The following is a 20707-nucleotide window of genomic DNA, read 5'->3' as shown; positions in this document are numbered from 1 at the left end:
CTGCGAACCGGGCCGAGCGCGGTCTGCCCGCTGATAGGGTCAATGACCGTCAGGCATCCTTTAACGACCCGTCCAGTGAGGCGGAGAAGGAGGTCGCTGGATGGCCATGTCCGAGGACAGGTCCACAGCTTCACCCGAGTCGACACCCGACGTGGCCCCACCGGCCCGCGAACTGCTGTCCGCTGCCGATGTCGGCCGGACCATCGCGCGAATCGCGCATCAGATCATCGAGAAGACCGCACTGGATGCGTCCGACGACCGCGCGCCCCGCGTCGTCCTGCTCGGGATTCCCACCCGCGGCATCACGCTGGCGCACCGCCTCGCCGACCGTATCGAAGAATTCTCCGGTGTTCGCGTCCCCGTGGGATCACTCGATATCACCCTCTACCGCGACGACCTGCGCACCAAGCCGCATCGTCCCCTCGAACGCACCTCGGTGCCCGAAGGCGGCGTCGACCACACTCTCGTCGTCCTCGTCGACGACGTGCTCTTCTCCGGTCGCTCGGTGCGCGCCGCTCTCGATGCGCTGCGCGACCTCGGCCGGCCCGATGCCGTCCAGCTGGCCGTGCTCGTCGACCGCGGGCATCGCGAATTACCGCTGCGCGCAGACTATGTCGGCAAGAACGTGCCGACTGCCCGCACGGAGGACGTTCGGGTCCTGCTCGACGAACAGGACGGCCGCGACGCCGTGGAAATCTCGGGAGGCAAGACCTCGTGAAGCACCTGCTCTCCATCGCGGACCTGACCCGGGACTCCGCGAACGAGCTTCTCGACGACGCCGAACGCTTCGAGCAAGCACTGCTCGGCCGTGAGGTGCGCAAGTTGCCCACGTTGCGTGGCCGCACCGTCATGACGGTGTTCTTCGAGAACTCCACCCGTACCCGAGTCTCTTTCGAAGTCGCGGGGAAATGGATGAGCGCGGACGTGATCAACGTGGCCGCGTCGAGTTCGTCGGTGGCGAAGGGGGAGTCGCTGCGTGATACCGCCCTGACCCTGCACGCCGCCGGCGCAGACGCCCTGATCGTCCGTCACCCTGCATCCGGTGCCGCGCACCGCATCGCGGAGTGGACCAACGAATCGGGTTCCGGCCCCGCGGTCGTCAACGCCGGTGACGGCACCCACGAACACCCTACCCAGGCGTTGCTCGACGTCCTGACGATCCGTCAGCGGCTCGGCTCGGTCGAGGGCCGTCGGATTGCGATCGTCGGCGACGTCCTGCACAGTCGGGTCGCCCGGTCGAACGCGTTGCTGCTGAGCATGCTCGGCGCCGAGGTCGTGCTCGTCGCTCCCCGCACGTTGCTGCCCGTAGGGGTCGACACGTGGCCGGTGACCGTCGCGGATTCGCTCGACGCCGAACTGCCGGCGCTCGACGCGGTGATGATGCTGCGTGTGCAGGCTGAACGCATGAACGGCGGGTTCTTCCCGTCCGCACGGGAATACTCGATCCGTTACGGCCTCAGCGCCCGCCGCGCCGCGATGCTGCCCGAGCACGCCGTGGTACTGCACCCCGGTCCGATGCTGCGTGGAATGGAGATCGGATTCCCGGTCGCCGATGCACCGCAGTCCGCCGTCCTGCAGCAGGTCACCAACGGTGTGCACGTCCGGATGGCCGTGCTCTTCCGGTTGCTCGTCGGCACGGAGGGAGACCTGTCGTGACCACACCCTCAGGAACAGGAGACACATCGGTGACGCCGCAGGTGCTCATCCGCAACGTCCGGCTCTACGGCGAAGGAGATCCGGTCGACGTCCTGCTCGGCGACGAACAGATCCTCGCGATCGGTACCGCTGTCGACGCCCGCGCCGACGCGACCATCGTCGACGGAACCGGGCAGATCCTCCTGCCCGGATTCGTGGATCTGCACACCCACCTGCGTGAACCGGGCCGCGAGGATACTGAGACGATCGAGACGGGCTCGGCTGCGGCTGCCTTGGGTGGCTACACGGCTGTGTTCGCGATGGCCAACACCGACCCGGTCGCCGACTCGGTGGTCGTCACCGACCACGTGTGGCGCCGCGGCCAGGAATGCGGCCTCGTCGACGTGCACCCCGTCGGTGCCGTGACCGTGGGACTCGAAGGCAAGCAGCTCGCCGAGATGGGCACCATGGCCGCGGGCGTCGGCCAGGTCAAGATGTTCTCGGACGACGGCAAATGTGTCCACGACCCCCTCGTCATGCGGCGTGCGCTCGAATACTCCAGTTCCCTCGGGGTGCTCATCGCGCAGCACGCGGAAGAGCCGCGACTGACGGTCGGCGCGGTCGCGCACGAAGGACCCACCGCCGCACGACTCGGTCTGGCAGGCTGGCCGCGTGCCGCGGAGGAATCGATCGTTGCGCGCGACGCGCTGCTCGCCCGCGACGCCGGGGCGCGCGTGCACATCTGCCACGCCTCCACTGCCGGAACGGTCGCACTCGTCGAATGGGCTCGCGGGCAGGGTATCCCGATCAGCGCCGAGGTCACTCCGCACCACCTGCTGCTCGACGACACTCGACTCGAGACGTATGACGCCGTGAACAAGGTCAACCCGCCGCTGCGGGAACGCTCCGATGTCGAAGCGCTTCGCCGTGGCCTGGCCGCGGGCATCATCGACTGTGTGGCCACCGACCATGCCCCGCACGCCGAGCAGGACAAGTGTTGCGAGTTCGCGCAGGCACGCCCGGGCATGCTGGGGCTCGAAACAGCTCTGTCGATCGTGATCGAGACGATGGTGCGCCCCGGTCTGCTCGACTGGCGCGGTGTCGCGAAGGTGATGAGCGAGCGTCCCGCACAGATCGTCGGGCTCGACGACCAGGGCCGGCCGCTGGCTGTTGGTGAACCCGCCAACGTGGTACTCGTCGACCCCGACGCGGAGTGGACGGTGAGCGGGCCGGATCTGGCGAGCATCTCACGCAACACTCCGTACGACGCGATGACCATGCCGGGAAAGGTCACGGCCACCGCACTGCGCGGACGGATCACCGCCCGCGACGGCACGGTGTTCCCCGGCCACGGCGGGGAGTGGGCACTCTGATGGACCGCATCCTGATGACCTCGGCCTTCGTCGCCCTGTGGGTGGTCCTGGTCCTGCTCATGTGGAAGGGCTGGCGCGGACGCGCCCGGCGACAGGCCGATGTCGTCGGTGAACTGCCCGTGTTGCCCGACGACATCGGCGACGAACTCATCGCCCCGAGCACCGGCCTGTACGTGGGCAGCACGCTGGCACCGAGCTGGCAGGATCGCATCGCCGTCGGTGATCTCGGGCACCGCGCAGAATCGGAGCTGAGCCGTCACACCAAGGGCATCGTGTTGAGCCGTACCGGTGAGACGCCCATCTGGATTCCGCAGGACTCGATCCGTGCGATCCGGACCGAACGGGGACTCGCCGGGAAGGTGATGTCCAAGGACGGTGTCCTGGTGATCCGGTGGGAGTTGCCGTCGGGTACCGAGATCGACACCGGATTCCGCGGCGACGACAAGTCGGTGTACCCGGCTTGGACCGGCGAAGAAGACGAAAAATCATAGGACAGTGACGATCACAACGACGATGACGATCACGACAATCACGACACGCGAGAATTCAGCCCCTGCGGCCGGCTCTGGTGAGGTCGAACAGAACGGAGACAACGCATGAGCGGCAGAACATTCGGCGGTGGTATCGCGGTGTTGGTCCTCGAGGACGGGCGCGTCTTCCGCGGCACCCCTTTCGGCGCTGTCGGGCAGACCCTCGGTGAGGCCGTGTTCAGCACCGGCATGACCGGCTACCAGGAAACTCTGACCGATCCCAGCTACCACCGTCAGATCGTCGTGGCCACCGCGCCGCAGATCGGCAACACCGGATGGAACCAGGAGGACAACGAATCGGTCGGCCCGACCGGCGAGGCGTCCGAATCGAAGATCTGGGTGGCCGGATTCGTGGTTCGCGATCCGGCCCGCCGCACCTCGAGCTGGCGTGCCACCGGATCTCTGCAGGACGAACTCGCGCGGCAGAACATCGTCGGGCTCGCAGGCATCGATACCCGTGCGCTGGTGCGACACCTACGCACCCGCGGTTCGATGCGCGCCGGTGTGTTCTCCGGCGACGCACTCGCGTGGGTGGGTGACGATCTCGACATCGACACCCTTCTCGACCGCGTCACGAGCCAGCCGTCGATGCTCGGAGCCGACTTGGCCGGCCAGGTGAGTACCAGCACCGGATACGTCGTCGAACCCACCGGGGGTGCGGCGCGGTTCACCGTCGCCGCGATCGACCTCGGTATCAAGACCAACACCCCGCGCATGTTCGCGCAGCGCGGCATCCGCGTGCACGTGCTTCCGTCCACTGCAACCCTGCGCGACATCCGGGATCTGAAGGCAGACGGTGTTTTCCTGTCCAACGGACCCGGCGACCCGGCCACCGCAGACGGCGCGGTCCACCTGACGAAAGAGGTGCTCGGTGCGGGGCTTCCGCTGTTCGGTATCTGCTTCGGCAATCAGATCCTCGGCCGTGCGCTGGGGCTGAACACCTACAAGATGAAGTTCGGTCACCGCGGTATCAACATCCCGGTCGTCGAGCATGAGACCGGTCGCATCGCCATCACTGCGCAGAACCACGGGTTCGCTCTCGAAGGTGAGGCGGGCCAGGAGTTCGACACCCCGTTCGGTCGTGCGGTGATCAGCCACACGTGCGCGAACGACGGCGCCGTCGAGGGTGTCAAGCTTGCCAACGGATCCGCGTTCTCGGTGCAGTACCACCCGGAAGCCGCGGCCGGACCGCACGACGCCGCCTACTTGTTCGACCGTTTCACCCGCATGCTCGAGGGAGAGAAGAACTGATGCCACGCCGTACCGATCTCTCCCACGTCCTGGTCATCGGATCCGGCCCGATCGTCATCGGCCAGGCCTGCGAGTTCGACTATTCCGGCACCCAAGCGTGCCGGGTGCTGCGCGAGGAAGGCCTGCGTGTCTCGCTCGTGAACTCGAACCCCGCCACGATCATGACCGATCCGGAGTTCGCCGACTCCACCTACATCGAGCCGATCACCGCCGAATTCGTCGAGAAGGTCTTCGCGACCGAGGCGGCGAACGGCACCCCCATCGACGCGGTACTGGCGACGCTCGGCGGACAGACCGCACTCAACACCGCGGTCGCACTGTCCGAGCAAGGGCTCCTCGACAAGTACGACGTCGAACTCATCGGCGCCGACTTCGACGCCATCCAGCGCGGCGAGGACCGCCAGAAGTTCAAGGACATCGTCGCCAAGTGTGGCGGCGAATCCGCACGCTCCGCGGTCTGCTACACGATGGACGAGGTTCATGCGACCGTCGCCGAACTCGGCTATCCCGTCGTGGTTCGCCCGTCGTTCACGATGGGCGGTCTCGGCTCCGGCATGGCGTACGACGAGGCCGACCTCGAACGTATTGCCGGTGGCGGCCTCGCGGCCTCGCCCACTGCGAATGTCCTGATCGAGGAGTCCATCCTCGGATGGAAGGAATACGAACTCGAGTTGATGCGCGACGGCCGCGACAACGTCGTGATCGTCTGCTCGATCGAGAACATCGATCCGGTCGGTGTGCACACCGGCGACTCGATCACTGTTGCCCCGGCCATGACGCTGACCGACCGCGAGTACCAGGCGATGCGTGATCTGTCGATTGCGATTCTGCGCGAGGTCGGCGTCGACACCGGCGGGTGCAACATCCAGTTCGCGATGGATCCGCGTGATGGGCGTCTCGTCGTCATCGAGATGAATCCGCGTGTCTCGCGGTCCTCGGCGCTCGCCTCGAAGGCCACCGGCTATCCGATCGCGAAGATGGCGGCCAAGCTCGCCATCGGCTACACGCTCGACGAGATCGTCAACGACATCACCAAGGAAACCCCGGCCTGCTTCGAGCCGACGCTCGACTATGTGGTGGTCAAGGCCCCGCGGTTCGCGTTCGAGAAATTCCCGGGAGCCGATGGCACCCTCACCACCACCATGAAGTCGGTGGGGGAGGCCATGTCGATCGGACGCAATTTCACCGAGGCCTTCGGCAAGGTCCTGCGCTCGCTCGAAACCAAACGTGCCGGATTCTGGACAGGTCCCGAGGTGGACGGCACCCTCGACGAGTTGCTCGAGGCGATCACGACCCCCACCGACGTGCGGTTCTATCAGATCGCACGCGCCCTCGACCTGGGTGCGACCGTCGAGCAGCTGTTCGACGCGACCCAGATCGACCCGTGGTTCCTCGACCAGTTCCAGCAGATCACGGAGCTGGCGGAGGACGTACGCTCGGCCGAGCAGTTCGGTGCCACCGAACTGCGGTACGCCAAGCATCACGGCTTCTCCGACCGGCAGATCGCGGCCTTGCGTCCCGCACAGTTCGGGTCTGAGGACGATGTGCGGGCCCTGCGGAGGGAGCTCGGTATCCACCCGGTCTACAAGACGGTCGATACCTGTGCCGCCGAATTCGAGGCGAAGACCCCGTACCACTACTCGACCTATGAACTCGATCCCGCGGCCGAGACCGAGGTCGCACCGCAGCCGGACAAGCCGAAGGTCCTCATCCTCGGCTCGGGCCCCAACCGCATCGGGCAGGGCATCGAATTCGACTACTCGTGTGTCCATGCGGCGTTGACCCTGTCGGAGGCCGGGTACGAGACCGTCATGGTCAACTGCAACCCGGAAACCGTGTCCACCGACTACGACACGGCCGATCGGCTGTACTTCGAGCCGCTCACGTTCGAGGACGTACTCGAGGTGTATCGCGCCGAATGCGAATCCGGCACGGTCGAGGGTGTCATCGTGCAACTCGGCGGGCAGACGCCGCTGGGGCTGGCGCGGCGTCTGAAGGATGCGGGTGTCCCCATCGTCGGCACCAGTCCCGAGGCCATCGACCTCGCGGAGGATCGCGGCGAGTTCGGCCGTGTGCTGGACGACGCGGATCTGCCGGCCGCGAAGTACGGCACCGCCACCACGTTCGACGGTGCACGTGAGATCGCCGCCGGCATCGGTTACCCGGTTCTGGTACGCCCGTCGTACGTGCTCGGCGGCCGGGGTATGGAGATCGTCTACGACGAGAAGGCTCTCGCCACGTACATCGAGAACGCCACCGAGATCTCCGACGATCGTCCCGTGCTGGTCGACAGGTTCCTCGACGACGCGATCGAGATCGACGTCGACGCGCTGTGCGACGGAACCGACGTGTACATCGGTGGCATCATGGAGCACATCGAGGAGGCCGGGATCCACTCCGGCGACTCGGCGTGTGCCCTGCCTCCGATCACCCTCGGCCGAGCCGATGTCGAGAACGTCCGCCGTTCCACGGAAGCGCTGGCGAAGGGCATCGGCGTCAAGGGGTTGCTCAACGTCCAGTACGCCCTCAAGGATGACATCCTGTACGTCCTCGAGGCGAACCCCCGGGCGAGCCGCACGGTGCCGTTCGTGTCGAAGGCCACCGCGGTGCAGCTCGCCAAGGCATGCGCCCGGGTGATGCTCGGCGAGACCATCGCAGAATTGCGTGTCTCGGGGATCCTGCCCGCAACGGGTGACGGCAGTGATACCCGACTCGACACCCCGGTCGCGGTGAAGGAAGCGGTGCTGCCGTTCAACCGGTTCCGTCGCGCCGACGGCACCGGCGTCGACACCCTGCTCAGCCCCGAGATGAAATCGACGGGTGAAGTGATGGGTATCGATGAGGACTTCGGGACGGCGTTCGCCAAGAGTCAGGCCGGCGCCTACGGCCCGCTGCCGACCTCGGGTGTGGTGTTCGTCTCGCTCGCCAACAAGGACAAGCGGTCGATGATCTTCCCGGTCAAGCGGCTCGCTGATCTCGGTTTCCACGTGATGGCTACCGTCGGTACTGCAGAAGTGCTGCGCCGCAACGGTATTCCGTGCGAGCAGGTGTACAAGGTGTCGGGTGAAGACCGGCCGGAAGGTGCGCTGGATGTCGTCGACCGGATCCGTGCCGGTGATGTCGATATGGTGATCAACACCCCGTGGGGCAACTCCGGTCCTCGCGTCGACGGATACGAGATCCGCAGCGCCGCGGTCGCGGCGAACATCCCGTGCGTCACGACCGTGCAGGGTGCATCCGCTGCGATCCAGGGCATCGAGGCCGCCCTGCGCGGCGACATCGGGGTCTCGTCGATACAGCGGCTGCAGGCACGGCTGCGCGACAGCGCCGCGCAGTGAACGAGCACGCCAGCGGGCCCGAGCGCACACCAGCGACCGGGTCTGCCGCACCGGCGCCGTTCGGAGAGCGGCTCGTATCGGCCATGGCCGGTCGCGGGCCGTTGTGCGTGGGCATCGACCCGCACCCGCAGTTGCTCAGCGCGTGGGGACTGAAGGTCGATGCCGCCGGTCTCGAGGAGTTCAGTGCGCGGTGCGTCGACGCCTTCGACGGTGTTGCCCTGGTCAAGCCGCAGGTGGCGTTCTTCGAGGCGTTCGGATCGGCGGGTATCGCCGTTCTCGAGCGGACGATCGGCGCGCTGCGGGAGTCGGGCACGCTGGTGCTCGCCGACGCCAAGCGCGGCGACATCGGGTCGACGATGGACGCCTACGCCCGCACCTGGCTCTCCGACGGCTCTGCACTGCGCTCCGACTCCGTCACCGTGTCGCCCTACCTCGGATTCGGCGCGCTCACTCCGGCCCTGGAGCTTGCTTCAGAGACCCGGCGCGGGGTATTCGTGCTCGCGGCCACCTCCAACCCGGAAGGTGCTCAGGTTCAGCGGGCGCGGGTGGAGGACGGTCGCACCGTCGCGCAGGTGATGGTCGACGAGGCGGCCGGACGCAATGCCGGCGCCGAGACCCTCGGGTCGGTGGGCGTGGTGATCGGATCCACCCTCACCGACGCGCCGGATCTGAGCGCGCTGCACGGGCCGATCCTGATGCCCGGAGTGGGGGCGCAGGGTGGTACCGCCGCCGACGTGCGCCGTCTCGCGGGCGAGGCGCTCCGGTCGGTCGTGCCGACCGTCTCGCGTCAAGTGTTGCGCGCGGGGCCCTCCGTCGCGTCGTTGCGCGACGCGGTGGCTCGCACGGTCGACGGGTTCGCCTTCCTCCAGGCGTGAACGCCAGGGCCGGCCGCGGTCCGAACATGCACGGTGTACGCCCTTTTCCCAGGTCTGTGCCCTGCGCGACACGCGCAGGGCACAGACTTTTTTCTTTCCGCCCGTCGAGGGTGTCGTGCTCGACGGGCGGCGCGGGGGTGCACGTGCCACCCGAACGTGACCATTGTGACCATATGCGCCTCTCACCTGGGGTTTTTCGACGAAGAAGGAAGCGGAGTTCGTTCCGGCGGTGCGTCGACCTGCGGGTTCCGAGCCGCGGGATCCGGCTGCAATACCGCACGGATTTTCGAGTGGAACGGCGGGGGTCGGGTTCGCAATCGTCGGCGCGCGTGAGTACGGTCGCTATCGCCGCTGGTTACAGCGGTCGAAGACTGTTTTCCAACGATGAGACGGAGGAATCGTGGCCCTTCCCCAGCTGACTGACGAGCAGCGCGCCGCTGCTCTGGAGAAGGCGGCTGCTGCCCGTCGTGCCCGGGCAGAGCTCAAGGAGCGCCTGAAGCGTGGCGGCACCGACCTCAAGCAGGTGCTCGCCGATGCCGAGAACGACGAGATCCTCGGCAAGATGAAGGTGTCTGCCCTGCTCGAGGCACTGCCGAAGGTCGGCAAGGTCAAGGCGCAGGAGATCATGACCGAACTGGAGATCGCTCCGACCCGCCGTCTGCGCGGACTCGGCGATCGCCAGCGCAAGGCACTGCTTGCCAGGTTCGATTTCGAAGCCTGAGCACCGTGGTAGCTGACGCACAACCTGTGTCGGACAGCGCACCCGAGACGCGAAGGGGCCGGCTGGTCGTTCTGGCCGGCCCCTCCGCCGTCGGGAAGTCGACTGTCGTCCGGCTCCTGCGCACCCTCGTGCCGGATCTGCTGTTCAGCGTGTCGGCGACGACCCGCGATCCGCGGCCCGGCGAGGTCGACGGGCACGATTACTACTTCGTCACCCGGGATACCTTCGATCGCATGATCGACAACGGTGATCTGCTCGAATGGGCGGAGATCCACGGTGGACTGCAACGCTCGGGGACCCCGGCCGCACCCGTCGCCGAGGCGCTCGACGCAGGCCGCCCCGTCCTCGTCGAGGTCGACCTCGCGGGAGCCCGCGCTGTCCGTGCCGCGATGCCGGAGGCCACGCTCGCGTTCCTTGCACCACCCAGCTGGGAGGTGCTCGTCGAACGCCTGACCGGTCGCGGCACCGAATCCGAGGAGGTCGTGGCCCGCCGGCTCGATACCGCGCGCACCGAACTCGCCGCGAAGGACGAGTTCGACACCGTGATCGTGAACGATGATGTCGACCGCGCTTGCGCAGAGTTGGTATCCTTGTTGGTTGGACCCCACGCCGCCTAGCCGAGGTTCGCGACCGACCCGTCGGTCGGGGACGGTTCGGGCACGTGTCCGTCACAGTTTTCATTTCCGCCGATACTCAGGAGAACACCGAGTGAGCAGCATTCAGGCATCCGCGATCGACCGGGCGGGCAATGCCCTCCCGGCCTACGACACCCCGCTGGGTATCACCAACCCGCCGATCGACGAGCTGCTCGAGCGCGCATCCTCGAAGTACGCGCTGGTGATCTACGCGGCCAAGCGCGCCCGCCAGATCAACGACTACTACAACCAGCTCGGCGACGGCATCCTCGAGTATGTCGGGCCGTTGGTCGAGCCGGGCCTGCAGGAGAAGCCGCTGTCGATCGCGATGCGCGAGATCCATTCGGATCTGCTCGAGCACACCGAAGGCGAGTGAACGCTCCGGCTGTCGACGGCGCCCCGGACTCCGGGCGTCGTCGCGTCGTCGTCGGGGTTGCCGGTGGCATCGCTGCCTACAAATCCTGCGCGCTGATCCGCGCGCTCACCGAGTCCGGACACCAGGTGCGTGTGGTTCCGACCGACTCTGCGCTGGAGTTCGTCGGGCGGGCCACCTTCGAAGCGCTTTCCGGGAACCCTGTGCACACCGATGTGTTCACCGACGTGACGCAGGTGCCGCACGTGCGACTCGGCCAAGAGGCCGATCTGGTCGTGATCGCTCCCGCGACCGCCGACCTGATGGCGCGTGCCGCGACCGGACGGGCCGACGATCTGCTGACCGCGACACTGCTCACCGCGCGGTGCCCGGTGATGTTCGTGCCCGCGATGCATACCGAGATGTGGGAACACCCCGCAACGGTCGAGAATGTTGCCACCTTGCGGCGCCGTGGCAGCGTCGTCGTCGAGCCGGCGTCGGGACGCTTGACCGGCAAGGATACGGGAGCCGGGCGTCTGCCCGAACCGGATGAGATCTTCGCGCTCGCATCGCTGTTGCTCGAGCGTGCCGATGCGCTTCCCCGCGATCTCACCGGTCGCCGCCTGGTGATCTCGGCCGGCGGTACCCGTGAGCCGCTCGACCCCGTCCGCTTCCTCGGTAACCGCAGCTCCGGTAAGCAGGGCTACGCGCTCGCGCGCCTCGCCACGCAGCGCGGCGCCGACGTCACCCTGGTCGCCGGAGCGGTTGCCGGACTCGAGGATCCCGCCGCTGTCGACGTGGTGCGGGTCCAGACCGCGCAGCAGATGGGCGATGCCGTCGCCAAGTGCGCCGTCGGTGCCGATGCCGTCATCATGTCTGCTGCGGTCGCCGATTTCCGCCCGGTGTCCTTCGCCAGCAGCAAGATCAAGAAGGGGGCGGGGGAGCCGGACTCGATTGCATTGACCAAGAACGACGACATCCTGGCAGGCCTGGTGCGGTCTCGCAACGACGGCACGCTCTCGGCCGAGACGGTCATCGTCGGCTTCGCCGCCGAAACGGGAGACGAGCACGGCGACGTCCTCACCTACGCTCGCGCGAAACTCGCCCGCAAAGGATGCGACTTGCTCGTGGTCAACGCGGTCGGCGACGGTAAGGCCTTCGAAGTCGACCACAATGACGGATGGTTGCTTGCGGCAGACGGCTCGGAGACGGCGCTCGCGCATGGATCCAAGGCGCTGATGGCCAGTCGCGTACTCGATGCACTGCGCCCCTTGCTGCCCGGGTCGAGTTGATCGAGTTCCGCTCGCAGTTTTTACTCGAGTGATTTTCAGCACTCGCGCCGACGCTCCGGGAGCAGTAGCGTCGGCACGTGGTCGGATGTGGTCCGATCAGCAGCGTTCGCGCTCCACCAGGTACGGTTCAGCGCTACATCCAACAGTCGAGAGGGAGTTCTGTGAGCAAGACCGGCAGTCGGCTTTTCACCAGTGAGTCCGTGACAGAAGGACACCCGGACAAGATCTGTGACGCGATCAGCGACTCCGTCCTCGACGCGCTGCTCACCGAGGATCCCCGCTCGCGCGTGGCGGTGGAAACCCTCGTCACCACTGGGCAGGTCCACGTTGTCGGTGAGGTCACCACCTCTGCCTACGCGGACATCCCCAAGATCGTGCGCGACCGCGTCCTCGAGATCGGCTACGACTCGTCCTCCAAGGGCTTCGACGGCAACTCGTGCGGCGTCAACGTCGCGATCGGTGCGCAGTCGCCGGAGATCGCCGGCGGCGTCGACGTCTCCCATGAGGCCCGCACCGGCACACTGACCGACGACGAGGTTGCCCTCCAGGGTGCTGGTGATCAGGGCTTGATGTTCGGCTACGCCTGCTCGGATACCCCGGAACTGATGCCGCTGCCGATCTCTCTGTCGCACCGGCTCTCTCGCCGGCTCACGGAGGTTCGCAAGACCGGTGTGCTGCCGTACCTCCGACCCGATGGCAAGACCCAGGTGACCATCGAGTACGACGGCGACACCCCGGTCCGTCTCGACACCATCGTGATCTCCACACAGCACGCCGCGGACATCGACCTGAACAACCTGCTTGCCCCCGACCTGCGCACCCACGTTGTCGATGCCGTCCTGGCCGATCCGAACCTCGCGCAGCTCGACACCTCCGAGATCCGATTGCTGGTCAACCCGTCGGGATCGTTCGTCCTCGGCGGCCCCATGGGCGACGCCGGCCTGACCGGTCGCAAGATCATCGTCGACACCTACGGCGGCATGGCCCGCCACGGCGGGGGTGCGTTCTCCGGCAAGGACCCGTCGAAAGTCGACCGCTCGGCCGCATATGCCATGCGGTGGGTCGCGAAGAACGTCGTCGCAGCCGGATTGGCCGATCGCATCGAGGTGCAGGTCGCTTACGCCATCGGTAAGGCAGCTCCGGTAGGACTGTTCGTGGAGACCTTCGGCACCGAGAAGGCCGATCCCGCGCAGATCCAGCAGGCCATCGGCGAGGTATTCGATCTGCGTCCCGGCGCGATCATCCGTGATCTCGACCTGCTGCGCCCGATCTACGCGCAGACCGCAGCGTATGGACACTTCGGCCGCACCGACATCTCCCTGCCGTGGGAGAGCACCGATCGCGCGGAGAAGCTCCGCGCGGCCGCCGGTCTGTAACCCGGCAACGGGTCGTGGTGGCCGAACCGCGGCGCGCCGCGGAGTCAGACCCGGTCGCGCGGGTACTTCCGCTGCTTCCGCTGCCTCACCTCGACCGCGAATTCGACTACCTGATCCCGCACGACCTCGACGCGGACGCCCGACCGGGCGTCCGCGTCCGTGTGCGGTTCGCGGGTCGTCTCGTCGACGGATTCCTGCTGTCCCGTGTCGCCACAAGTGATCATCCCGGCAAACTGGGCTGGCTCGACCGCGTGGTATCCGGCGAGGTAGTCCTCACCGAGGAGATCGTCGAACTCGCCGACGAGGTCGCCACCCGTTACGCCGGCACCCGCGCCGACGTGTTGCGGCTCGCTGTCCCGCCGCGGCACGCCCGCGTCGAAGCCGAAGCTCTCCGCGTCACCGAGACCCCGCCGCCGCCCGAGCTCGAGCACAGCGCGTGGGCGCGTTACCGGCACGGCGAGAACTTCCTCGAAGCCCTGGGTGCCGGTCGCGCTGTCCGCGCGGCATGGCAGGCGTTGCCCGGGGACGACTGGCCACGCCGGCTCGCCGAACTCGCCGCCATTGTGGCATCCACCGACCGCGCCGCGGTCCTCGTCGTCCCGGATCAGCGCGACCTCGACCGGGTTCTTGCCGCGTGTGACGACGTGTCCGGTGCAGGTCAGGTCGTCGGTCTCGCCGCTGGGCTCGGCCCCGCAGAACGTTATCGACGCTGGCTCGCCGCGTTGCGTGGTTCGGCCCGTATCGTCGTCGGAACCCGTGCCGCGGTGTTCGCGCCCACACCGCGTATCGGTCTGCTCGTCATCTGGGACGACGGCGACGACTTGCACTGCGAGCCGCGCTCGCCTTATCCGCACACGCGGGAGGTCGCGGCGTTGCGCGCTCATGCCACCAGCGCCTCGGTGGTCATCGCAGGGCACGCCCGCACCGCCGAGACCCAGGCGCTCGTCGAAGCCGGGTGGGCACACGATCTGGTGCCCTCCCGCGAGGTGCTGCGCGCGTGGGCACCGAAGGTCACTGCGCTCGCCGACAGCGACCAGGCGTTGGCGCGTGATCCCGCGGCCCGAGCGGCCCGGCTCCCGGCGATCGCCTTTGCGGCGGCCCGTTCTGCGCTCAGCGCCGGTCACGGTGTGCTGGTACAGGTACCGCGTCGCGGTTATGTCCCCGCCCTGGCCTGCGGAAAGTGTCGGGCGCCCGCACGGTGCCGACATTGCAACGGGCCACTTGCCCTGCCGTCGGCGGGCGGACCGGACGGCGCGGCGGTGCCAGCTTGTCGCTGGTGCGGTATCGCCGACGCCACTCACCGGTGCCACGCGTGCGGCGCCCGGTCGTTGCGCGCAGTCGTGGTCGGGGCAGGACGCACCGCGGAGGAACTGGGTCGTGCGTTCCCCGGTGTGCAGGTGGTGGTCTCCGGAGGAACAGACGTGAAAGCCGTTGCACCCGCGGGAGCGGCACTGGTTGTATCCACCGTCGGCGCAGAGCCTGTCGCCCCCGGCGGATACGGTGCCGCTCTGCTGCTGGACGGATGGGCGCTGCTCGGCCGTGCCGATCTGCGCGCCACCGAGGAGACGATGCGCCGGTGGCTCAGCGCCTCGGCGCTGGTGCGGCCGTTCTCGGACGGTGGTCAGGTCGTCGTGGTCGCGGATTCGGGGATCCCGACCGTGCAGGCGCTGGTGCGCTGGGATCCGGTCGGACACGCACGCAACGAGGTCGCGGAGCGCGCGGAGGTCGGTTTTCCGCCTGCTGTGCACATGGCCGCGGTCGATGGGGGAGCGTCCGCGGTAGCCGAGCTGATCGACGCCACACACCTCCCCGACGGCGCGGAGGTGCTGGGGCCGGTGCCCCTTCCGCCCGGTCAGCGGCTGCCGTTCAACGCCGACGATCCTGAGCCCGACGAGGTGCACCGAATGCTCATCCGAGTCGCCCGTAACCGAGGGCGCGAACTCGGCTCGGCGTTGAGGCAGGCGCAGGCGACACGTACCGCACGCCGCGCGAACGGGCCGCTACGCGTTCAGATGGACCCGCCGAAGATCGGCTGACGGCGAAGTTCAGCGCTCGATCGGTGCGGCCCGCAGCGCGGGAAGCAGCTGTGCGGTCAGCGGCGCGATGTCGTCCGTGATGACGTCGAGACCGAGGTCGAGCCAGCGCACCTCGTCGATCTCGGCTGCCGGCCCCCCGATCGGCACCGTCGGATGTTCGAACACTGTGGCTTCGACGTCGAAACCGGTTTCGTTTGCGGCTGCGGCCCGGAACACTCCGAGCCGGCGGAGGGAGCCGGGGTCGAGCCTCACGCCGAGCTCTTCGTCGAGCTCACGGATCAGTGTCTCGGCGGCCGTCTCGCCCGGTTCGGGCTTGCCGCCGGGAAACATGAACCGGTCTGTTCCGCGCTTGCGCACCGTCAGCACCGACGACCCCTCCGCGTTACGCAACACGACTGCACTGACGGTGATCACCCCGGTCGTTGCCACCCCGACATGCTAACGGTTCGCGGCCGGTGGCCGACATCTGGTTGTGTGTCTTCTCATGCCGACAAGACAATCGTGCTGTGGAAGGTCACAATTGGTCAGGGTTGGGTATGTGGGTTGGGTACGTGGAAAGAGGACGCGGTGCAGGCACATCGAATGGTCGGCGCGGTGATCGGCGCGCTCTGCGCTGTCGCGCTCGTCGTGGGTCCCGCGGGTGCGCAACCTGCGGGCGGCTCCACCTCATTCGTCCCTACCGCACCCGGCCCGCAGGCTCACACGCATGCGGAGGCAGCCGAATATGCCGAGAATCACCGAGGTGTCGCGCCGACGGGCGTCAACGACTTCACGTGCGTGCCGTCGGCCGACCACCCCGTGCCTGTGATCCTCGCCCATGGCACCGACTCGAACAGTTACTCCGATTTCGCTGCTCTCGCACCACTGCTCGCGGAGTCCGGCTGGTGCGTGTTCGCCCTGGACTACGGCCTCGCCGTAGGCGACGAGCAGTACGGCACCGGAGACATCCGCGTCAGTGCAGCCCAGCTCGGCGAATTCGTCGACACCGTTCGCGCGGCGACCGGCGCCGACGAGGTCGACCTGCTCGGCTATTCGCAGGGTGCCACCGTCGCCCGCTACTACATCAAGAATTTGGGCGGTGCCGACGTCGTCGACCGTTGGGTCGGTGTCGCGTCCCCGAGTTACGGAGGGACTTTCTACGGACTCGGCGCCGCTGCGGCTCTGATACCCGGTGCGCTGACGATCGCGCAGGAGGCGTTTTCCGAAGCGCTCGTCCAGCAACTCGAGGGTTCGGAACTGCTTGCCGAGGTCAACACCCCCACCGACACGGTGCCCGGGGTGCATTACACGACGATCGGCACGAATGTAGACGAGGTGATCCAACCCGCAGGCAACGTCGCACTGCGCAGTGGTGACGCCGTGAACTACGTGATTCAGGACCTGTGTCCACAGAACCTGACGGGGCATTTCAACATGGTCTACGACCCGTTCGCCCTGTCCCTGATGCGGCACGCCCTCGATCCGGACCGTTACGGTCTCGGCGAGTGCGTTCCCGTGGCGCTGGGCACCGGCATCCCCGAGATGATCATCCAGAGCAACTTCTGAACCGACCGATCGGCTGCCTCCGATCTGCCACCGATCGATTCCTTAGACTGTGTGAATCATCGTCGTCGAGATTCGGGAGCAGCATTCGTGACACGTCCGGCCGGACCCATCCCCACCGCAACACATCGCGTCGTGCCGGTGGTGCGCTGACATGCGCGTCGTGTTTGCGGGCACACCCGAACCCGCCGTCCCATCGCTGCGCCGGCTGATCGAGTCCGCCCGGCACGACGTCGTCGCCGTGGTGACCCGCCCCGACACCACCGCCGGTCGCGGCCGCAAGATAGTGCGGTCGGCCGTCGGGCAGCTCGCCGACGATCACGGCATCGAGGTGCTCACACCCCGTTCCCCGCGCGACCAGGACTTCATCGCCCGGTTGACCGAGCTGGCACCGGACTGCTGCCCAGTAGTCGCCTACGGAGCGTTGATCCCGCAGGACGTCCTCGACATCCCCTCCCACGGATGGGTCAACCTGCACTTCTCACTACTCCCTGCGTGGCGCGGCGCCGCGCCTGTGCAGGCTGCTCTCGAGGCGGGAGACGAGATCACCGGAGCGAGCACTTTTCTTCTCGAACCAAGCCTCGACACCGGCCCTGTCTTTGGTGTGGTCACCGAAACGATCCGTCCCACGGATACGGCCGGTGACCTCCTCGACCGCCTCTCCGACGCCGGAGCGGTCCTCCTCGAATCGACCCTGGACGGTATCGCCGACGGCATCCTCAGCCCCGCACCCCAACCCGCCGACGGAGTCTCACTGGCCCCGAAGATCACAGTCGATGCTGCCCGGGTCACGTGGACGCATCCGGCGCATGTCGTGGACAGGCACATCCGTGCGGTGACCCCCGCACCCGGCGCGTGGACGATGATCGGCGACGTGCGCGTGAAACTCGGGCCCGTCACGGTGACGGACACAACTCTCGAACCCGGGGAGATCCTCTCCCGCAAGGACGGCCTGCTGATCGGGACGGCGACCACCGCAATCCGGGTCGGCACCGTCCAGCCGCCCGGCAAGAAGGCGATGGCCGCGGAAGATTGGGCGCGCGGCGCCCGCCTCGACGACAAGGTGCGTGCACAGTGACCGAATCCCGCAGGCCCGCACGGCGCCCCGGCAAGGGGACCGGTGATCGCAACGCGAAACCGCGTCAGGCTCGGAGGCCTTCTCAGTCTGCGGTGGACGCGGCACGCACTGCGGCCCGGGACGTGCTGCGCGCGGTCCGTGAGCGAGACGCCTACGCCAATCTGGTGTTGCCTGCCCTGCTGCGCGAGCGAAAGCTCGATTCCCGCGACGCCGCGCTCGCCACCGAACTGACCTACGGCGCTGCCCGCGCGCAGGGCCTACTCGACGCCGTCATCGAATCGGCGGCGCAGCGCCCGGTCGACGCAATCGATGGCGCGTTGCTCGACGTGCTGCGCCTGGGCACCTATCAGCTGCTCCGCACCCGCGTTGCGCATCACGCCGCCGTCGCGACCAGCGTGGATCTGGTCCGCACCGAGTTCGGCCAGGGGCGAGCAGGATTCGTCAACGCGGTGTTGCGTCGGGTGGGGGAGAAGAGCGAGGAACAGTGGATCGAGCGGCTCGCTCCGGATGCAGATCGGGACCCGGTCGGGCACCTCGCGTTCCGCTACGCGCATCCAGTGTGGATCACGCAGGCCTTCGCACACGCGCTCGGCGAGGATGCCGGTGAGCTCGCCGAGGTGCTCGCCGCCGATGACGCCCGCCCGATCGTGCACCTCGTCGCCCGTCCAGGAATCATCACGGCGGAGGAACTCGCCCTCGTCACCGGCGGTGAACAAGGCCCGTGGTCGCCGTACGCGGTACACCTCGAGCACGGCGATCCGGGCAGGCTCGAACCCGTCCGCGACGGCATGGCCGCCGTGCAGGACGAGGGCAGCCAGCTCGTCGGCCGGGCGTTGACCCTCGCGCCGCTCACCGGCGACGACGCTGGACGCTGGCTCGACCTGTGCGCCGGACCGGGTGGCAAGGCCGCGTTGCTCGGAGCGCTCGCCGACCTCGACGGATTCACCGTCGACGCCGTCGAACCGGTCGAACACCGCGCCGACCTGGTGCGCAAGACCACTCGCGGTCTGCCGGTCACGGTGCACGTCGCCGACGGACGCGAACCAGGTCTCGAACCCGGCTACGACCGCATCCTCGTCGACGCGCCCTGCACCGGTCTCGGTGCGTTGCGCCGCCGACCCGAGGCACGGTGGCGCCGTCGACCCGGCGACGTCGCCGATCTGGTGCGCCTGCAGAAACAGCTCCTCGCATCCGCGATCGGATTGCTGCGTCCGGGCGGGGTCGTGCTGTATTCGACGTGCTCTCCGCACGTCTCGGAAACCGTCGCCGTCGTGGCCGACGCGGTGCGCCGTCACGGCGTCGACGAACTCGACACGCGCAAGCTCGTGCCCGGGGTGCCACGGCTCGGTGACGGACCGGGCGTGCAGCTGTGGCCGCACCGGCACGGCACCGATGCCATGTTCATGGCGGCACTGCGCAAGCCGGAGGATTGACGTCCTCCACGGCCTGAAGGCCGAGGATTCCGACCAGCACCCATACCGGCACTCTCGGTGGGTTCCTGTTTCACAGAGTCGTGCTCCCCACTCACGCGGGGAGGCTCACCGTCTCTCCGCAGGCGTTTCGCCTCTCCGCCCGTCCGGCGGCGAGGATATTCTTGGCAGCGTTGAGATCGCGGTCGTGGACCGCCCCGCACGGGCAGGTCCATTCCCGGACCGACAGTGGTTTCTTCCCGTCGACCCTGCCGCAATCCGAGCAGGTCTGCGACGACGGGAACCACCGGTCCACCTTGATCACGGTCCGCCCGTACCGGGCGGCTTTGTACTCGACCAGGCCCACGAACTGTCCCCACCCGGCGTCGTGCACGGATTTCGCCAGGCGGGTGCGGGCCAAACCGTTCACGCACAAGTCCTCGACGTAGATCGCTTGGTTCTCGCGGATCAACCTCGTGGATTGTTTGTGCGCGAAGTCGCGTCTGGCGTCGGCGACCTTGGCGTGGGCTTTGGCGACGCGGATGCGCGCCTTGGCCCGGTTGTTGCTGCCCTTGTCCTTGCGGGAAAGATTCTGCTGCGCCTTGCGGAGCTTGCGCTCGGCGCGGCGCAGGAACTTCGGGGACTCGATGATCTTCCCGTTGGACATCACCGCGAACGTCGTCAGGCCGAGGTCGATACCGACTTCGGTGTCCAACTCCGGCATCGGTTCGTCGTCGACCGCCACCACGAACGACGCGAAGTATCGTCCCGCCGCGTCCATGATGACCGTCACCGACGACGGCTCCGACGGCAGGTCGCGGGACCAGCAGACCGGGATGTCCCCGATCTTCGGGAGCCGCAGTTTCCCACCCTCGGTGACCGCGAACCGGGCGTTGCGGGTGAACCGAATCGCCTGCGTGTTGTCGCGGCGGGACCGGAACCTCGGAGCCCCCACTGTCGGGCCTGTCCGTTTCCCCGAGCGGGACGCGAAGAAGTTGCGGTAGGCGGCGAAAGCATCGGCGAGGGCCTGCTGCAACACCACGGACGACACCTCGGTCAGCCATGCCCGATCCGGTGTGTTCTTCACCGCCGTGAGCGCTGTCGACAGTTCGGCGTCCGTCGGGTACGGCAGGCTATCGCGTCGGGCGTGTTCGCGGGCGGCGATCGCATCGTTGAACACGACCCGGGCGCAGCCGAATGCGCGTGCCAGAGCCGACTGCTGCCCCGGCGTGGGGGTCAGGCGGTACTGGTATCGCAACTGCAC

At 67.6% G+C, this 20707-nt stretch carries 18 protein-coding genes; 16 read left to right on the top strand and 2 right to left on the bottom strand.

Annotation, left to right across the window (positions count from 1 at the left end; all coding sequences use genetic code 11):
* Positions 1–100: 100 nt before the first annotated feature.
* From pyrR to ACZI8W_RS08950, 13 genes are all read left to right on the top strand, one after another.
* Positions 101–718 (top strand): bifunctional pyr operon transcriptional regulator/uracil phosphoribosyltransferase PyrR, encoded by a 618-nt coding sequence (gene pyrR / locus ACZI8W_RS09010; RefSeq protein ID WP_463368153.1) that lies wholly within the window; start codon positions 101–103, stop codon positions 716–718.
* A complete protein-coding gene (locus tag ACZI8W_RS09005; protein ID WP_463368152.1) occupies positions 715–1656 on the top strand; it encodes an aspartate carbamoyltransferase catalytic subunit in 942 nt (313 codons plus the stop codon). Before pyrR ends, ACZI8W_RS09005 begins: the two co-directional genes overlap by 4 nt.
* A 29-nt stretch (positions 1657–1685) precedes the next feature.
* On the top strand, positions 1686–3008 hold the full coding sequence (locus tag ACZI8W_RS09000; protein ID WP_463368279.1) for a dihydroorotase: 1323 nt from the start codon (positions 1686–1688) through the stop codon (positions 3006–3008).
* Positions 3008–3499 carry a PH-like domain-containing protein gene (locus ACZI8W_RS08995; RefSeq protein ID WP_463368151.1) on the top strand — a complete coding sequence of 164 codons (492 nt, stop codon included), beginning with the start codon at positions 3008–3010 and terminating at the stop codon, positions 3497–3499. The genes ACZI8W_RS09000 and ACZI8W_RS08995 overlap by 1 nt, the downstream gene beginning before the upstream one ends.
* Before the next feature lie 105 nt (positions 3500–3604).
* A complete protein-coding gene (gene carA / locus ACZI8W_RS08990; RefSeq protein WP_463368150.1) occupies positions 3605–4789 on the top strand; it encodes a glutamine-hydrolyzing carbamoyl-phosphate synthase small subunit in 1185 nt (394 codons plus the stop codon).
* Complete coding sequence (carB, locus tag ACZI8W_RS08985) at positions 4789–8127, top strand: carbamoyl-phosphate synthase large subunit (protein WP_463368149.1); 3339 nt, start codon at positions 4789–4791, stop codon at positions 8125–8127. Before carA ends, carB begins: the two co-directional genes overlap by 1 nt.
* Positions 8124–9002, top strand: a complete 879-nt coding sequence (gene pyrF / locus ACZI8W_RS08980; RefSeq protein ID WP_463368148.1) for an orotidine-5'-phosphate decarboxylase — start codon at positions 8124–8126, stop codon at positions 9000–9002. The genes carB and pyrF overlap by 4 nt, the downstream gene beginning before the upstream one ends.
* Positions 9003–9402: 400 nt before the next feature.
* Entirely contained in the window at positions 9403–9723 is a 321-nt protein-coding gene (mihF, locus tag ACZI8W_RS08975; RefSeq protein WP_054720859.1) for an integration host factor, actinobacterial type, read from the top strand.
* Between the two features lie 5 nt (positions 9724–9728).
* Positions 9729–10340 (top strand): guanylate kinase, encoded by a 612-nt coding sequence (gene gmk, locus ACZI8W_RS08970; protein ID WP_463368147.1) that lies wholly within the window; start codon positions 9729–9731, stop codon positions 10338–10340.
* A gap of 91 nt (positions 10341–10431) precedes the next feature.
* Positions 10432–10734, top strand: coding sequence for a DNA-directed RNA polymerase subunit omega (gene rpoZ / locus ACZI8W_RS08965; RefSeq protein WP_463368146.1), 303 nt, complete (start codon positions 10432–10434; stop codon positions 10732–10734).
* Entirely contained in the window at positions 10731–12002 is a 1272-nt protein-coding gene (gene coaBC / locus ACZI8W_RS08960) for a bifunctional phosphopantothenoylcysteine decarboxylase/phosphopantothenate--cysteine ligase CoaBC (protein WP_463368145.1), read from the top strand. The genes rpoZ and coaBC overlap by 4 nt, the downstream gene beginning before the upstream one ends.
* Positions 12003–12163: 161 nt before the next feature.
* Entirely contained in the window at positions 12164–13378 is a 1215-nt protein-coding gene (gene metK / locus ACZI8W_RS08955; RefSeq protein WP_463368144.1) for a methionine adenosyltransferase, read from the top strand.
* A gap of 17 nt (positions 13379–13395) precedes the next feature.
* On the top strand, positions 13396–15414 hold the full coding sequence (locus ACZI8W_RS08950) for a primosomal protein N' (protein ID WP_463368143.1): 2019 nt from the start codon (positions 13396–13398) through the stop codon (positions 15412–15414).
* Positions 15415–15423: 9 nt separating this feature from the next.
* Here the strand turns inward: ACZI8W_RS08950 and ACZI8W_RS08945 are convergent, their stop codons facing one another.
* On the bottom strand, positions 15424–15843 hold the full coding sequence (locus ACZI8W_RS08945; RefSeq protein ID WP_463368142.1) for an NUDIX hydrolase: 420 nt from the start codon (positions 15841–15843) through the stop codon (positions 15424–15426).
* A 138-nt stretch (positions 15844–15981) separates the two neighbouring features.
* On the opposite strand from ACZI8W_RS08945, the gene ACZI8W_RS08940 reads away from it, so the two are divergent.
* From ACZI8W_RS08940 to ACZI8W_RS08930, 3 genes are all read left to right on the top strand, one after another.
* Entirely contained in the window at positions 15982–16959 is a 978-nt protein-coding gene (locus tag ACZI8W_RS08940; protein ID WP_463368141.1) for an esterase/lipase family protein, read from the top strand.
* A gap of 151 nt (positions 16960–17110) precedes the next feature.
* Positions 17111–18034 carry a methionyl-tRNA formyltransferase gene (fmt, locus tag ACZI8W_RS08935; RefSeq protein WP_463368140.1) on the top strand — a complete coding sequence of 308 codons (924 nt, stop codon included), beginning with the start codon at positions 17111–17113 and terminating at the stop codon, positions 18032–18034.
* Positions 18031–19467 carry an RsmB/NOP family class I SAM-dependent RNA methyltransferase gene (locus ACZI8W_RS08930; protein WP_463368139.1) on the top strand — a complete coding sequence of 479 codons (1437 nt, stop codon included), beginning with the start codon at positions 18031–18033 and terminating at the stop codon, positions 19465–19467. The genes fmt and ACZI8W_RS08930 overlap by 4 nt, the downstream gene beginning before the upstream one ends.
* 91 nt (positions 19468–19558) lie before the next feature.
* Here ACZI8W_RS08930 and ACZI8W_RS08925 read toward each other — a convergent pair whose 3' ends face one another.
* Positions 19559–20707, bottom strand: a complete 1149-nt coding sequence (locus ACZI8W_RS08925; protein ID WP_463368138.1) for an RNA-guided endonuclease InsQ/TnpB family protein — start codon at positions 20705–20707, stop codon at positions 19559–19561.

It is taken from the genome of Rhodococcus ruitaii (assembly GCF_055230935.1).
The sequence above is the reverse complement of the archived record's forward strand: the minus strand, read 5'-3'. Positions and strand labels throughout refer to the sequence as shown.